Origin of the sequence: Pseudomonas sp. NPDC087346, from assembly GCF_044744235.1 — a bacterium.
Lineage (GTDB): Bacteria > Pseudomonadota > Gammaproteobacteria > Pseudomonadales > Pseudomonadaceae > Aquipseudomonas.
In genome coordinates this window covers 77,520-91,050 of record NZ_JBIUXX010000026.1, presented here as the reverse complement: position 1 = coordinate 91,050, position 13,531 = coordinate 77,520, and the positions used below count along the sequence as shown (strand labels likewise).

Genomic DNA, 13,531 nt, shown 5'->3' with positions numbered 1-13,531 from the left:
AAAGAAACGTCATACTAAAACTAAAGCTTATAATGTAGAAAATACGAAAGCAATTGCCTACAATTTTGCAGGGCATTCTGTCTGGCCGTAGTGGCATTGGTCTGATCGAACACACCGACCTTTCTGCCTATTCCACCCGTTTTGGCGGCTCGGTAAAGGGCTTCAATGTCGAGGAATACCTGTCGGTCAAGGAAGCACGCAAGCTCGACCTGTTCATTCAGTACGGTCTCGCAGCGGGTTTTCAGGCGGTTCGCAATTCGGGTCTGGAAGTCACTGACGCCAACCGTGAACGCATTGGCGTGGCCATGGGTTCGGGTATCGGCGGTCTGACCAATATCGAAGAAACCAGCCGTACCTTGCATGAAACCGGCCCGCGTCGAATCTCGCCATTCTTCGTGCCTGGCTCGATCATCAATATGATTTCCGGTTTCCTGTCCATCCACCTCGGTGCACAGGGACCCAACTACGCCATCGCCACAGCGTGTACTACCGGTACGCACTGCATCGGCATGGCGGCGCGCAACATCATGTACGACGAAGCCGACGTGATGATTGCCGGCGGCGCTGAAATGGCCGCGTGCGGTCTGGGCATGGGCGGCTTCGGCGCGTCCCGTGCGCTGTCGACCCGCAACGACGAGCCGACCCGCGCCAGCCGTCCATGGGACAAGGGCCGTGACGGCTTCGTACTGTCCGACGGTGCCGGTGCTCTGGTGCTCGAAGAGCTGGAACACGCCAAGGCTCGTGGCGCGACCATCTATGCCGAGCTGATCGGTTTCGGTACCAGCGGTGACGCGTTCCATATGACCTCGCCACCCGCCGACGGCGCCGGTGCAGCTCGCTGCATCACCAATGCGCTGCGCGATGCGAAGATCAACGCCGATCAAGTGCAATACATCAACGCTCACGGCACCTCGACGCCGGCCGGTGACCTTGCCGAAGCCAATGCGCTGAAGAGCGTGTTCGGCGATCACGCCTACAAACTGGCAGTCAGTTCGACCAAGTCGATGACGGGTCACTTGTTGGGTGCGGCGGGTGCGGTCGAAGCGATCTTCAGTGTGCTGGCGATCAACAGCCAGGTAGCGCCGCCGACCATCAACCTCGAAGAACCGGACGAAGGCTGCGACCTTGATTTCGTGCCGCACACTGCGCGCAACATGGATATCGATGTCGTGCTGTCCAACTCCTTCGGATTTGGCGGCACCAACGGCACGTTGGCGTTCCGTCGGTTCGCCGGCTGATGGACAGCTGGGTCGACGGTCAACCGGCTGACGCTCTGTCGCTGAAAGATCGCGGCCTGGCTTACGGCGATGGTCTGTTCGAGACCATTGCCGTGCGTGGCGGCCAGCCATTGCTGCTGGATCGACACCTGACGCGTCTGGCCGATGGCTGTTCGCGTCTGGCCATCGCGGCCGATCTCGATCTGATCCGCAATGAAATTCTGGCCTACGCCACAGCGATGGGCGAGGGTGTTCTCAAGTTCATCCTTACCCGTGGCGACGGCTTGCGTGGTTATGCGCCCGATCCTGCGGCGCAGGGCCGACGCATTCTGCAAGGCAATCCTCCCGCCGCTTATCCCGCCACCAATGCCGAGTCGGGTATTCGTCTGTTTCCGTGCAGCACGCGCTTGTCTCGACAGCCATTGCTGGCCGGGCTGAAACACCTCAATCGTCTGGAACAAGTGCTCGCCCGTGCCGAATGGCAGGACAGCGAGCATGCCGAAGGCTTGATGCTGGATCTCGCCGGTCGCGTTGTCGAAGGCGTGTTCAGCAACCTGTTCCTGATACGCGATGGCGTGTTGATCACCCCGGATTTGAAACGCTGCGGTGTTGCCGGAGTGATGCGTGCCGAAATATTGTTTCAGGCCGAGTCATCGGGCATCCCCACGCAAATCACCGACATCAGCCTCGAACAGCTGCAATGGGCTGATGAAGTCTTCGTCTGTAACAGCGTTTATGGCGTCTGGCCGGTACGCGCCTACGCTGCACTGAGCTGGCCGGTTGGCCCGCTCACCCGTAAACTGCAAACCATTGCCCGCACGCTACTGGATGCCTGATTCGTGAGACGTAAACTCTTGCTGCTGCTGGAAACCGGACTGGTTCTGGCAGGGCTGCTGTTGGGCGCAAGCGCCTGGAAAATTCATTCGGCGCTGGAACAGCCGCTGAACATCGCGCAGGAAGAGCTGCTGGACGTGCCCAAGGGTTCGACTCCGACCAGAACTATCCTCGGGCTCGAAGCCGATGGCGTGATCAAGGACGCCTTCTGGTTGCGGGTCTACTGGCGTTTCAATCTTGCCGGCACGCCTATTCACAGTGGTGAGTACCGCATGCAGCCAGGCATGACCTTCAATGGTTTGCTCGACTTGTGGAAGCGCGGCGACGTCGTGCAGTACAGCCTGACCCTGGTCGAAGGCTGGAATTTCCATCAAGTGCGCGCCGCCATGGCCAAGGATGACAAAATCGAGCAGACCCTCAGCGGTCTGAGCGACAGCGAAGTGATGGAGAAAATCGGCCACCGGGGTGTATTTCCTGAAGGTCGGTTCTTCCCGGATACCTACCGTTTCGTGCGCGGCATGTCCGACGCAGAACTGCTGAAGAAGTCTTTTGATCGCCTTGATGAAGTGCTGGCCAAAGAGTGGGAAAACCGCTCTGCCGATGCGCCGTACAAGGAGCCTTATCAGGCGCTGATCATGGCCTCGCTGGTAGAGAAGGAAACCGGCGTTCCACAAGAGCGCGGGGAAATTGCTGGCGTGTTTGTGCGGCGGATGGCGCTGGGCATGCAATTGCAGACCGATCCGACAGTGATCTATGGCCTGGGTGATCGCTACACCGGCAAACTGACCCGTGCGCATCTCAAAGAGCCGACGGCGTACAACACCTATGTCATTCCGGGGTTGCCGCCGACGCCGATTGCGATGGTCGGGCGCGAGGCGATTCACGCGGCGTTGAATCCGGTGGAAGGCACCAGTCTCTACTTCGTCGCCCGTGGCGATGGCAGCCACGTGTTCTCTGACGATCTGGATGCGCACAACACTGCGGTACGCGAATTTCAACTCAAGCGGCGAGCGGATTACCGTTCGAGCCCGGCACCGGCCGTAACGCCTGCGGCTGCACCTGCCGAGGCCATACCCGCGGCGTCACCCGATACCGCGCCGGAAGTGCTGCCACAGGTTGCGCCGCAGGAACCGGCGCCAGCTCCGCAAGCGACTCCCGCGCCAGACGCTGCTGCTCCACAAAACACGCAATGACTTTGATTAAGGACTGCCTGTGACTGGCTTGTTTATTACCCTGGAAGGCCCGGAAGGCGCCGGCAAGAGCACCAACCGCGAATACCTCGCCGAGCGTCTGCGCGCCGAAGGTATCGAGGTGCTGCTGACCCGCGAGCCCGGTGGTACGCCATTGGCCGAACGGATTCGCGAAGTGCTGCTGGCCCCGGCCGACGAAGTCATGAACCCGGACACAGAGTTGCTGTTGGTATTTGCCGCGCGCGCCCAACATCTGGCCGAGGTGATTCGCCCGGCGCTGGCTCGCGGTGCGGTGGTGCTGTGTGATCGGTTTACCGATTCGACTTACGCTTATCAGGGTGGTGGTCGTGGCCTGTCGCTGGAGCGCATCGCGACCCTGGAAACCTTCGTGCAGGGCGATCTGCGACCAGACCTGACACTGATTTTCGATCTGCCGGTGGAAATCGGTCTGGCCCGTGCCAGCGCCCGTGGCCGTCTGGATCGTTTCGAGCTGGAAGGCCGAGCGTTTTTCGAAGCGGTGCGCGGGGCGTTCCTCAAACGTGCTGAAGCCGATCCGGCGCGTTATGTGCGGGTCGATGCCGGTCAGCCGTTGATGCAGGTTCAGCAATCGCTGGATGCCTTGCTACCGCGTCTGCTGGAGTTGGCTCGTGGCTGAAGCCTATCCATGGCAGGACAGTCTCTGGCAGCAACTGGCCGGACGTAGCCAGCATGCCCACGCGTATCTGCTGCACGGCCCGGCCGGGATCGGCAAGCGAGCGCTGGCCGAACGCTTGATGGCCAATCTGCTGTGTCAGCGTCCGGTAGCGCTTGAGGCGTGCGGCGAATGCAAATCTTGCATGCTGCTCAAGGCTGGCAGCCATCCGGATAATTACATTCTCGAACCCGAAGAAGCCGATAAGGCAATCAAGGTCGATCAGGTGCGCGACCTGGTCAGTTTCGTGGTGCAGACCGCGCAAATGGGCGGGCGCAAAGTGGTGTTGATCGAGCCGGTGGAGGCGATGAATGTCAACGCCGCCAACGCCTTGCTCAAGAGCCTCGAAGAGCCGTCCGGCAATACCGTGTTGCTGCTGGTCACTCACCAGCCGAGCCGTTTGTTGCCGACGATCAAGAGCCGTTGCGTGCAGCAGGCCTGTCCGTTGCCGGGCGAAGCCATGAGCCTGAAATGGCTGAGTGAGGCGCTGCCGGAGTGTTCTGAAGAAGAGCGTGTCGAATTACTGACCCTGGCTGCCGGCTCACCATTGGCGGCGGTCAAGCTTCAGTCGCAGGGTGTACGCGAACAGCGTGCGCAAGTGGTCGAAGGGGTGAAGAAACTGCTCAAGCAGCAGCAATCGCCGACGCAACTGGCCGAAGAATGGAAAAACATTCCGATGCTGCGCCTGTTCGACTGGTTCTGTGACTGGTCGAGCCTGATCCTGCGTTATCAGCTGACGCAGGATGAAACAGGCCTCGGTCTGACCGACATGCGCAAGGTCGTGCAGTACCTGGCGCAGAAAAGTGCTCAGGGCAAAGTCTTGGAGATTCAGGACTGGATTCTCGCTCAGCGCCAGAAAGTCCTGAGCAAGGCCAACCTCAATCCGGCATTGTTGCTGGAAGCGTTGTTGGTGCAATGGGCGGGATTGCCTGGCCAAAGATAAGAATGTGTACCTAGACTCTGAACATCAGCAGTGGAGGTCAACATGAATGAACCCGTCAGCCCGGGGCCGCGCAACGGCATATTGTCCCTGACCATCAAGGACAAGTCGGTGCTCTACGCGGCCTACATGCCATTCATCAGGAACGGTGGCTTGTTCATCCCGACCAACAAAAGCTACAAGTTGGGCGACGAGGTGTTCATGCTGCTGAACCTGATGGATGAAGCAGAGAAGATTCCGGTGGCCGGCAAAGTGGCCTGGATCACCCCCAAAGGTGCGCAAGGCAATCGCGCCGCCGGTGTCGGCGTGCAGTTCAACGAGGGCGACAACACCGCCCGCAGTCGCATCGAAACCCATCTGGCCGGAGCACTCAAGTCCGACCGTCCCACTCATACGATGTAAGTTGCAGCCTCTTTTATGCTCGTAGATTCCCATTGTCACCTTGATCGCCTCGACCTTGCCGCCCATGACGGCTCTCTGGATGCTGCGCTGGATGCGGCCCGCGAGCGCGGTGTCGGCCACTTCCTGTGCATTGGCGTCAGCGCCGATAATGCCGCCGACGTCAAAGCCCTGGCTGAGCGTTACGACGACGTCGATTGTTCGGTTGGCGTGCATCCACTGGATGTGCAGCCGGGCGCGGCTCCGGCGCTGGACTGGCTGCTGCATGAACTCAATCACCCGAAAGTGGTGGCGATTGGTGAAACCGGTCTGGATTATCACTACGAGCCAGAAGCCGCCGAATTGCAGCAGGCGTCGTTCCGCCTGCATCTGCACGCGGCGCAGCAGACCGGCAAACCGGTGATCATCCATACCCGTGGCGCCCGCGCCGACACGCTTGAGTTGTTGCGCGAAGCGGCGCTGCCCCAGGCCGGTGTGCTGCATTGCTTCACCGAAGACTGGGACATGGCCAAGGCTGCGCTGGACATGGGTTATTACATTTCCCTGTCGGGCATCGTCACATTCCGTAATGCCGATGCTCTGCGCGATGTCGCGAGTAAGGTGCCGGCGGACCGTCTGTTGGTGGAAACTGACTCGCCGTATCTGGCGCCCATTCCCTATCGCGGCAAACCGAATCTGCCGCAGTATGTGCGCGAAGTGGCAGAGTTTCTGGCGATGCTGCGCGGTGAGAGCTACGACCGATTTGCCGAGCAGACCACGGAGAACTTCAAGCGGTTGTTCCCGCTGGCTCATGTGAAAGGCTGAATCGCAGGCAAAAAAAACCCGGGTTCTGGGGGGTGAATCCGGGTTAAGACCATTAGGAGTAAAACAAAGGCACGCGGTCCCTTGGTACCTTTATCGGCGCGACACTTGGGGGAGATGTCGCCCGACAGTTGAAGTATTGATCAGTCTGGCGCGCAGTCCAGTTAGCCGGTCGTGGTTTTTAAACAAATTTGGAATACGTTCGCTTCAGTTGAGTTCTCATTGGGGCCTGAACGTTCTCAAAATGAACAAGAAACACAGATATGGTCGGATGATCCGTGCATTTTTGCGCAAGTTAGGCATAATACGCGGCTTCGAATTTTGACCCTTTCAGACCTTTTCTTATGCATAAAGAACCTCGTAAGGTCCGTGAATTTCGTCGCCGTGAGCAAGAAATTCTCGATACCGCGCTCAAGCTGTTCCTCGACCAAGGTGAAGACAGTGTCACCGTCGAGATGATTGCTGATGCCGTGGGTATCGGCAAAGGCACGATCTACAAGCACTTCAAATCCAAGGCCGAGATCTATCTGCGCCTGATGCTCGATTACGAGCGCGATCTGAACGAGCTGCTGCACTCGGCCGATGTCGACAAGGACAAGGAAGCGCTGTCCCGCGCCTACTTCGAATTCCGCATGCGTGACCCGCAACGCTATCGCCTGTTCGATCGCCTCGAAGAGAAGGTGGTCAAGGGCAATCAAGTGCCGGAAATGGTCGAGGAACTGCACAAGATCCGTGCCTCGAACTTCGAACGCCTGACCTTGTTGATCAAGGGCCGCATCAGCGAAGGCAAGCTTGAAGACGTGCCGCCATACTTCCATTACTGCGCGGCCTGGGCGCTGGTGCACGGCGCGGTGGCGCTGTATCACTCGCCGTTCTGGAGCAATGTGCTGGAAGATCAGGAGGGTTTCTTCCAGTTCCTGATGGACATTGGCGTTCGCATGGGCAACAAGCGCAAGCGCGATCCCGAAACCCCAGCCAGCTAAGGTATTCACTTCCCTTATTGCGCCATGATTTTGCTACATGGCGCAGTACCGCAGGAATATACTCAGGCATAGGGCTTGCTAAAACTTGATTTGTGAGTCAAGTTTTACGCGCTCGATTTTCTTTCGCCGGAGTGATCATGATCGTTGACCGTCAAGGCAGGCGTTTTCGCAATTTGCGCATCAGCCTGACCTCAGCCTGCAATTACGCTTGCACCTACTGCGTGCCCAACGGCAAGCGGCTGGTGGCTGCGCAGGATGAACTGTCGGCCGAGGCCATGGCACGCGGCGTGGCCTATCTGATCGAAGCCGCCGGCATTGAACGGCTGCGCATCACTGGCGGTGAGCCGCTGGTCAGCCCGAAACTCGAATCCTTCATGACCGCCGTCGGCCAGATGGGCCTCGAAGACATCAGCCTGACCACCAACGGCCAGCTCCTCGCGAAGAAACTGCCGCTGCTGGTGGATGCCGGTCTGCGGCGGATCAACGTTTCCCTCGATACCCTGGATGCCAGCGCGTTCCGCACTATCGCCCGTGGCGGCGATCTGGCGACTGTGCTGGATGGCATGGATCAAGCGGCGGCGGCCGGACTGAAGATCAAGGTCAACATGGTGCCATTGCGCGGGCAGAACCTCGATCAGGTGATGCCGCTGCTCGACTATTGCCTGGAGCGTGGCTACGAGTTGCGCTTTATCGAGCTGATGCGCATGGGCCATCTGGCCAGCGACTCCAATGCCTTCCTGCAGCAGTTCGTCAGCCTTCAGCAATTGCTGGAACTGATCGGCGAGCGCTACGAGTACGCGCAGGCCGATGCACCGGTCGATGCCACTGCCGTGCGTTACGCGATTGCCGGACGCGGCCATTTCGGCGTGATCGCCAATGAAAGCGTGCCGTTCTGCCGGACCTGCTCGCGTCTGCGTCTGTCCTCCACGGGTTGGTTGCATGGCTGCCTGTCGTCGAGCAATCGTCACTATGTCGGGGATTTGCTCGACAAGCCGCGCCATCAAGCACTGCCAGCGCTGCAACGGCTGTTGGTCAAGGCTTTGGGCGACAAGCAGGAAGTGGCGTTCTCTGGTGGCGCAACCGTGATGAAAATCATCGGCGGCTGATACTCCCATTCGCGAGCAGGCTCGTTTCCACATTGGAATACTTTCCCCTGTGGGAGCGAGCTTGCTCGCGAATGTGGCGTAAAACTCGATCAACATCTTGAGCTGGCGCAAAAGCTGCATCCAACGCCCATTCGCCGGTTTTCCGTCACCGGCTTCTGGAGGATGAGGATGCGTAGCCTGGTTTTGCTGCTGGCCGTTTTGGCGCTTGGCGGCTGTATGACTGTCAGCGATATGGCCGAGGGCACTCGCTATCAAATGAGCGACGCGGGCCTGCTCGACCATAGCGACAGCCGTCGTGTGAATAATCTGCGCATTCAGCCGGACTCGTTCATTTACATTGCCCAAGGTGCTTTCGCGCCGCCGGGCGGTTCCTATCCGCGTCCGAACGTGGTGGCCGAAGAGGCCTTCAAGGGCTTTGTCGAATACTTCCCGATGGTTCGCCGTGCTCGTGCTCCGGAAGGTCTCGACCAGGCGATGGGCGAAGCCCGCGATGCTGGCGCCCATTATCTGCTGTACACCCGTTTCGCCAAGGCTGATGACCGTATCGGCAACTCCGATGAGTGGCTCGATCAGGAGGCTGTGGATCGCCTCGGCATCGACGGCGGGGTGATTCAGATCATGTTGATCGAGACCAGCACCCAGTATTTGATCGATACTGCACGGATCAAGAGTCGTGGCGGTTTACTGACGTTCCACGACAACAAGCCTGAAGACCTGATCGGCCCGCCGCTGGAACAATACGCACGCAGTCTGCTGGGTATCAGCGACCAATAAAACCAAGGAGAACGCCATGAGTGGCCCGCAAAAAGCCAATGACCTGTTGGGACAAATCCCCAAAACCAAAGGCTTGCCGCCGGTGCACTTGTGGAACCCGGACTTCTGCGGCGACATCGATATGCGCATTGCCCGGGATGGCACTTGGTATTACCTGGGCACGCCAATCGGGCGCAAGCCGATGGTCAAACTGTTCTCCACAATCATGCGCCGCGACGGCGATGATTATTTTCTGATTACTCCGGTAGAGAAAGTCGGGATCAAGGTCGATGACGCGCCATTTGTGGCCGTTGCCGTGGAGGTCGAAGGCGAGGGCGAGGCGCAGTTGCTGCGCTTTACCACCAACGTCGAAGAGACCGCCGAAGCAGGTCCTGAGCATCCGATCCGCGTCGAGATCGACCCGGTGACTCAAGAGCCCGCGCCCTACGTGCATGTGCGCACCAACCTCGAAGCGCTGATCCATCGCAACGTGTTCTACCAATTGGTCGAACTGGCGGTCAGCCGCGAAATCGATGGCCAGCGCTGGTTGGGCGTCTGGAGTGGCGGCGAGTTCTTCCGCATCGGCCTCGAGCCCTGATACAAAACCTGTAAGAGTGAGCCTGCTCGCGATAGCGGTCGTTCAGCAACAATGATGTTGGCTGACCCACCGAGTCGCGAGCAGGCTCGTTCCTACAGGTTTTTTGTGTATTGACTCCCAATCATATGATGATTAGCGTAAGCACCCATCGCGAACCGCTTTGAGGTGTCCATGTCCAGCAGCTTTCATGCATCAACGGTCGACTGGCTGGGTGGCTGGATTGCCGCCGGCCAGGTGAAGCCGGGGCAGACGATCAAGGTCGAGGCCGATCTGGGCGAACAGCTCGGGGTCAGCCGCACGGTTATCCGCGAAGCGATCAAAACCCTTGTTGCCAAAGGCATGCTCGAAGTCGGGCCGAAAGTCGGCACCCGGGTATTGCCGGTTCGGCGCTGGAATCTGTTCGATCCGCAAGTCGTCGGTTGGCTGTCGCGCAACGGCCTGCCGGAAAATTTCGTCGATGACCTGCTCGACCTGCGCCGCACCATCGAACCGATGGCCGTGCGCTGGGCCTGCGAGCGCGCCACCGTCGAGCAAGTCGAAGCCGTGCAACTGGCTTACAACGCACTGGAGCGGGCAGTCGCCAGCGGCGTCGATTACAACCGCGCCGACCAGTCCTTCCACGAATGCATTCTCGCCGCCAGCCACAACCAGTTCATCGAACAAATGGTCCCGGCGCTCGGCGCATTGCTCGCGGTGTCTTTTGAAGTGTCCGCCGCCGACCCCGACGAATTGCGCCGCACGCTGCCAATCCACAAAGACATGGCCGATGCCATCGCCGCCCGTGATTCTGCCCGGGGCGTTTGGGCCTGCATGACTCTGATCGACAACGCAGACCTGGCGATCAAACGCTTCTACCCCCAGGTCATAGCCGACAAAAAAGCCAGCTGACACAAAATAATCCCCCTGTGGGAGCTAGCCTGCTAGCGATGACGGCATCACATGCGACAAGGGTGTCGCCCGCTATCGCCAGCAGGCTAGCTCCCACAAAAAACAAGAAGGATTCGATATGACCTGGACCGCCCTGACCCAACACCGCGCCCAACTCGGTGAAGGCCCATTCTGGGACGCGCCGACCCAAGCGCTGTACTGGGTCGATATCGCCGGCAAACAGGCATTGCGCCTGATCGGCCAGAACGTGCAGATCTGGCAGATGCCCGAGCACGTTTCAGCGTTCATTCCGTGCGCCAGCGGCGATGCACTGGTCACCCTGAGCAGCGGCGTCTATCGACTGGATCTCGATTCCCCGGGACTGGAACCGCGTCTGACACTGTTCTGCGTAGCCGACCCGCAACCCGGCAACCGCCCCAACGAAGCCCGCTGCGACGGTCAAGGCCGACTTTGGCTGGGCACCATGCAAAACAACATCGGTGAGCAGGGCGAAGATTTGCCAATCAACCGCCGCAGCGGTGGCCTGTTCCGCATCGATCCCGACAAGCGTGTCACGCCGCTGCTGCGTGGCCTGGGGATTCCCAACACCTTGCTATGGAGCGATGACGGCAGCCAGTTGCTGTTCGGCGACAGCCTCGACAGCACTCTCTACCGCTACTTCGTTCGTACCGACGGCAATCTCGATCCAGCACAAGTCTGGTACGGCCCCGATCAACACGGCGGGCCGGACGGTTCGGCAATGGACGCCGAAGGCTATATCTGGAATGCGCGCTGGGATGGCAGCTGCCTGCTGCGCCTGTCGCCCGAGGGCAACGTCGACCGGGTCATTGATTTGCCCGTCAGCCGTCCGACCAGTTGCGTATTCGGCGGTGAAGACTTGAAAACCCTGTACATCACCAGTGCCAAAAGTCCGCATAACCATGCACTGGACGGCGCGGTGCTGTCGCTGCGGGTCGATGTCCCGGGAAAAATGTGCACAAGGTTTGCCGATTAAATCCCAAAATATGGGATGCAAAATTATATATTGAGATTATTTGGCGGTCGGGTTTATAGTCGGCTCCAGCAGTAACAAGCACTCACACTTAAAAAGAACAAAACAGGTGAAGTGATGCAGCGAATCTCTACCGCACTCCCTTGCGGAGTGTTGATCCATGGCTGAGCCTCTGTCCTTGCCGCCGGTGCCTGCGCCGCCGAAAGGTGAGCGGCTGAAAAACAAGGTCGTGCTGTTGACCGGTGCCGCCCAAGGCATCGGTGAAGCCATCGTCGCCAGCTTCGCCGCTCAGCAGGCGAAACTGGTGATCAGCGACATCCAGGCCGAAAAAGTCGAGAAAGTCGCCGCGCACTGGCGCGAGCAAGGCGCCGATGTCCAGGCGATCAAGGCCGACGTGTCGCGCCAGCATGACCTGCATGCCATGGCGAAGCTTGCCGTCGAACTGCACGGGCGCATCGATGTGTTGGTCAACTGTGCCGGGGTCAACGTATTCCGTGATCCGCTGCTGATGACTGAAGAAGACTGGCATCGTTGCTTCGCCATCGACCTCGACGGCGCCTGGTATGGCTGCAAAGCCGTGCTGCCGCAGATGATCGAACAAGGCATCGGCAGCATCATCAACATCGCCTCGACCCATTCCAGCCACATCATTCCCGGTTGCTTCCCGTACCCGGTGGCCAAACATGGCTTGCTCGGGCTGACCCGCGCCCTCGGTATCGAATACGCCGCCAAGGGAATTCGCGTCAACGCCATCGCCCCGGGTTATATCGAAACTCAACTCAACGTCGATTACTGGAACGGATTTGCCGATCCGCACGCAGAACGTCAGCGTGCGTTCGATTTGCATCCGCCGAAACGCATCGGCCAGCCGAGCGAAGTGGCGATGACCGCCGTTTTCCTGGCCAGTGATGAAGCGCCGTTCATCAATGCCTCGTGCATCACCATCGATGGTGGCCGCTCGGTGATGTACCACGACTGAGCGGATTGGCTTTGGTGCGGAGGAGTCCGTCTGAAATCCAATCATCATATGATTTGGCTTTTTTCATCATGCTTCACAGGAACATGCTTTAACGCTTTTCAAATAATGCTCAAAAAAAATAACAAGGAGTCTGCTTATGAAACGTCGTTTCGGGATTCGTACCCTGTGCAGTACCGCGCTCGCGGTTACCGCATTCAGCCTCAGCAGTTCGCTGCTCGCCGCCGATACCGTGAAAATCGGTTTCCTGGTCAAACAAGCCGAAGAGCCATGGTTCCAGACCGAATGGGCCTTCGCCGAGAAAGCCGCCAAGGACAAAGGCTTCGAACTGATCAAGATCGCCGTGCCTGACGGCGAGAAAACCCTTTCGGCCATCGACAGCCTGGCGGCCAACGGTGCCAAGGGCTTTGTGATCTGCCCGCCGGACGTGTCGCTCGGCCCGGCAATCATGGCCAAAGCCAAACTCAATGACCTGAAAGTGATGGCCGTCGACGACCGTTTTGTCGACGCCAATGGCAAGTTCATGGAAGACGTGCCGTATCTGGGCATGGCCGCGTTCGAAGTCGGCCAGAAGCAGGGCGCCGCAATGGCCGCCGAAGCGAAAAAGCGTAACTGGGACTGGAAAGACACCTACGCGGTGGTCAACACCTACAACGAACTCGACACCGGCAAAAAACGCACCGACGGCTCGGTCAAAGCCCTCGAAGACGCTGGCATGCCGAAAGAGCACATCCTCTTTGCCGCCCTGAAAACCCTCGACGTACCGGGCAGCATGGACGCCACCAACTCGGCGCTGGTGAAACTGCCGAGCGCGGCGAAGAACCTGATCATCGGCGGCATGAACGACAACACCGTGCTTGGCGGCGTGCGCGCCACCGAAGCGGCAGGGTTTGCCGCAACCAACGTGATCGGCATTGGCATCAACGGCACCGACGCCATCGGCGAGTTGAAAAAGCCTAACAGCGGTTTCTTCGGTTCGATGCTGCCGAGCCCGCACATCGAGGGCTACAACACCGCCAGCATGATGTTCGAGTGGGTCACCACCGGCAAAGAGCCGCCAAAATACACGGCGATGGACGACGTCACCCTGATCACCCGCGAGAACTTCAAGCAAGAGCTGGAAAAAATCGGCTTGTGGAACTGACGCAGTAACGGCCCGGGTAG

General features: G+C 59.1%; 15 protein-coding genes. All 15 read left to right on the top strand.

From position 1 onward, the window contains the following. The first annotated feature begins 53 nt into the window (after positions 1-53). On the top strand, positions 54-1,238 hold the full coding sequence (fabF, locus tag ACIOZM_RS17100; RefSeq protein ID WP_401215957.1) for a beta-ketoacyl-ACP synthase II: 1,185 nt from the start codon (positions 54-56) through the stop codon (positions 1,236-1,238). Further along, a complete protein-coding gene (gene pabC / locus ACIOZM_RS17095; RefSeq protein ID WP_401215955.1) occupies positions 1,238-2,053 on the top strand; it encodes an aminodeoxychorismate lyase in 816 nt (271 codons plus the stop codon). The genes fabF and pabC overlap by 1 nt, the downstream gene beginning before the upstream one ends. Before the next feature lie 3 nt (positions 2,054-2,056). After that, the gene (gene mltG, locus ACIOZM_RS17090; protein WP_401215953.1) at positions 2,057-3,244 is read left to right on the top strand and encodes an endolytic transglycosylase MltG; all 1,188 of its coding nucleotides are present in this window, start codon (positions 2,057-2,059) and stop codon (positions 3,242-3,244) included. Positions 3,245-3,263: 19 nt separating this feature from the next. Continuing rightward, the gene (tmk, locus tag ACIOZM_RS17085) at positions 3,264-3,896 is read left to right on the top strand and encodes a dTMP kinase (RefSeq protein WP_401215951.1); all 633 of its coding nucleotides are present in this window, start codon (positions 3,264-3,266) and stop codon (positions 3,894-3,896) included. Further along, positions 3,889-4,875 (top strand): DNA polymerase III subunit delta', encoded by a 987-nt coding sequence (locus ACIOZM_RS17080; RefSeq protein ID WP_401215949.1) that lies wholly within the window; start codon positions 3,889-3,891, stop codon positions 4,873-4,875. The genes tmk and ACIOZM_RS17080 overlap by 8 nt, the downstream gene beginning before the upstream one ends. Positions 4,876-4,917: 42 nt before the next feature. Continuing rightward, positions 4,918-5,274 carry a PilZ domain-containing protein gene (locus tag ACIOZM_RS17075; RefSeq protein ID WP_401215947.1) on the top strand — a complete coding sequence of 119 codons (357 nt, stop codon included), beginning with the start codon at positions 4,918-4,920 and terminating at the stop codon, positions 5,272-5,274. A 15-nt stretch (positions 5,275-5,289) separates the two neighbouring features. Further along, the gene (locus ACIOZM_RS17070) at positions 5,290-6,075 is read left to right on the top strand and encodes a TatD family hydrolase (RefSeq protein WP_401215945.1); all 786 of its coding nucleotides are present in this window, start codon (positions 5,290-5,292) and stop codon (positions 6,073-6,075) included. A gap of 341 nt (positions 6,076-6,416) precedes the next feature. After that, the gene (locus tag ACIOZM_RS17065; RefSeq protein ID WP_401215943.1) at positions 6,417-7,055 is read left to right on the top strand and encodes a TetR/AcrR family transcriptional regulator; all 639 of its coding nucleotides are present in this window, start codon (positions 6,417-6,419) and stop codon (positions 7,053-7,055) included. A 137-nt stretch (positions 7,056-7,192) separates the two neighbouring features. Continuing rightward, positions 7,193-8,161 (top strand): GTP 3',8-cyclase MoaA, encoded by a 969-nt coding sequence (locus tag ACIOZM_RS17060; RefSeq protein WP_401215941.1) that lies wholly within the window; start codon positions 7,193-7,195, stop codon positions 8,159-8,161. A gap of 168 nt (positions 8,162-8,329) precedes the next feature. Next, a complete protein-coding gene (locus ACIOZM_RS17055) occupies positions 8,330-8,935 on the top strand; it encodes a DUF4823 domain-containing protein (protein ID WP_401215939.1) in 606 nt (201 codons plus the stop codon). A 16-nt stretch (positions 8,936-8,951) separates the two neighbouring features. Further along, complete coding sequence (locus ACIOZM_RS17050; RefSeq protein ID WP_401215937.1) at positions 8,952-9,512, top strand: DUF1285 domain-containing protein; 561 nt, start codon at positions 8,952-8,954, stop codon at positions 9,510-9,512. A 171-nt stretch (positions 9,513-9,683) separates the two neighbouring features. Next, positions 9,684-10,400, top strand: a complete 717-nt coding sequence (locus ACIOZM_RS17045) for a FadR/GntR family transcriptional regulator (protein WP_401215935.1) — start codon at positions 9,684-9,686, stop codon at positions 10,398-10,400. Positions 10,401-10,518: 118 nt separating this feature from the next. Next, a complete protein-coding gene (locus ACIOZM_RS17040; protein ID WP_401215933.1) occupies positions 10,519-11,394 on the top strand; it encodes an SMP-30/gluconolactonase/LRE family protein in 876 nt (291 codons plus the stop codon). A gap of 157 nt (positions 11,395-11,551) precedes the next feature. Then, positions 11,552-12,370, top strand: a complete 819-nt coding sequence (locus tag ACIOZM_RS17035) for an SDR family oxidoreductase (protein ID WP_401215931.1) — start codon at positions 11,552-11,554, stop codon at positions 12,368-12,370. Positions 12,371-12,506: 136 nt separating this feature from the next. After that, complete coding sequence (locus tag ACIOZM_RS17030) at positions 12,507-13,511, top strand: substrate-binding domain-containing protein (RefSeq protein ID WP_401215929.1); 1,005 nt, start codon at positions 12,507-12,509, stop codon at positions 13,509-13,511. Positions 13,512-13,531 lie beyond the last annotated feature (20 nt).

Bases quoted from the DNA above. Each gene is read 5' to 3' on its own strand.
- pabC (WP_401215955.1), top strand. From the start codon at position 1,238: ATGGACAGCTGGGTCGACGGTCAACCGGCTGACGCTCTGTCGCTGAAA.
- ACIOZM_RS17075 (WP_401215947.1), top strand. From the start codon at position 4,918: ATGAATGAACCCGTCAGCCCGGGGCCGCGCAACGGCATATTGTCCCTG.
- ACIOZM_RS17070 (WP_401215945.1), top strand. From the start codon at position 5,290: ATGCTCGTAGATTCCCATTGTCACCTTGATCGCCTCGACCTTGCCGCC.
- ACIOZM_RS17065 (WP_401215943.1), top strand. From the start codon at position 6,417: ATGCATAAAGAACCTCGTAAGGTCCGTGAATTTCGTCGCCGTGAGCAA.
- ACIOZM_RS17060 (WP_401215941.1), top strand. From the start codon at position 7,193: ATGATCGTTGACCGTCAAGGCAGGCGTTTTCGCAATTTGCGCATCAGC.
- ACIOZM_RS17055 (WP_401215939.1), top strand. From the start codon at position 8,330: ATGCGTAGCCTGGTTTTGCTGCTGGCCGTTTTGGCGCTTGGCGGCTGT.
- ACIOZM_RS17050 (WP_401215937.1), top strand. From the start codon at position 8,952: ATGAGTGGCCCGCAAAAAGCCAATGACCTGTTGGGACAAATCCCCAAA.
- ACIOZM_RS17045 (WP_401215935.1), top strand. From the start codon at position 9,684: ATGTCCAGCAGCTTTCATGCATCAACGGTCGACTGGCTGGGTGGCTGG.
- ACIOZM_RS17040 (WP_401215933.1), top strand. From the start codon at position 10,519: ATGACCTGGACCGCCCTGACCCAACACCGCGCCCAACTCGGTGAAGGC.
- ACIOZM_RS17035 (WP_401215931.1), top strand. From the start codon at position 11,552: ATGGCTGAGCCTCTGTCCTTGCCGCCGGTGCCTGCGCCGCCGAAAGGT.
- ACIOZM_RS17030 (WP_401215929.1), top strand. From the start codon at position 12,507: ATGAAACGTCGTTTCGGGATTCGTACCCTGTGCAGTACCGCGCTCGCG.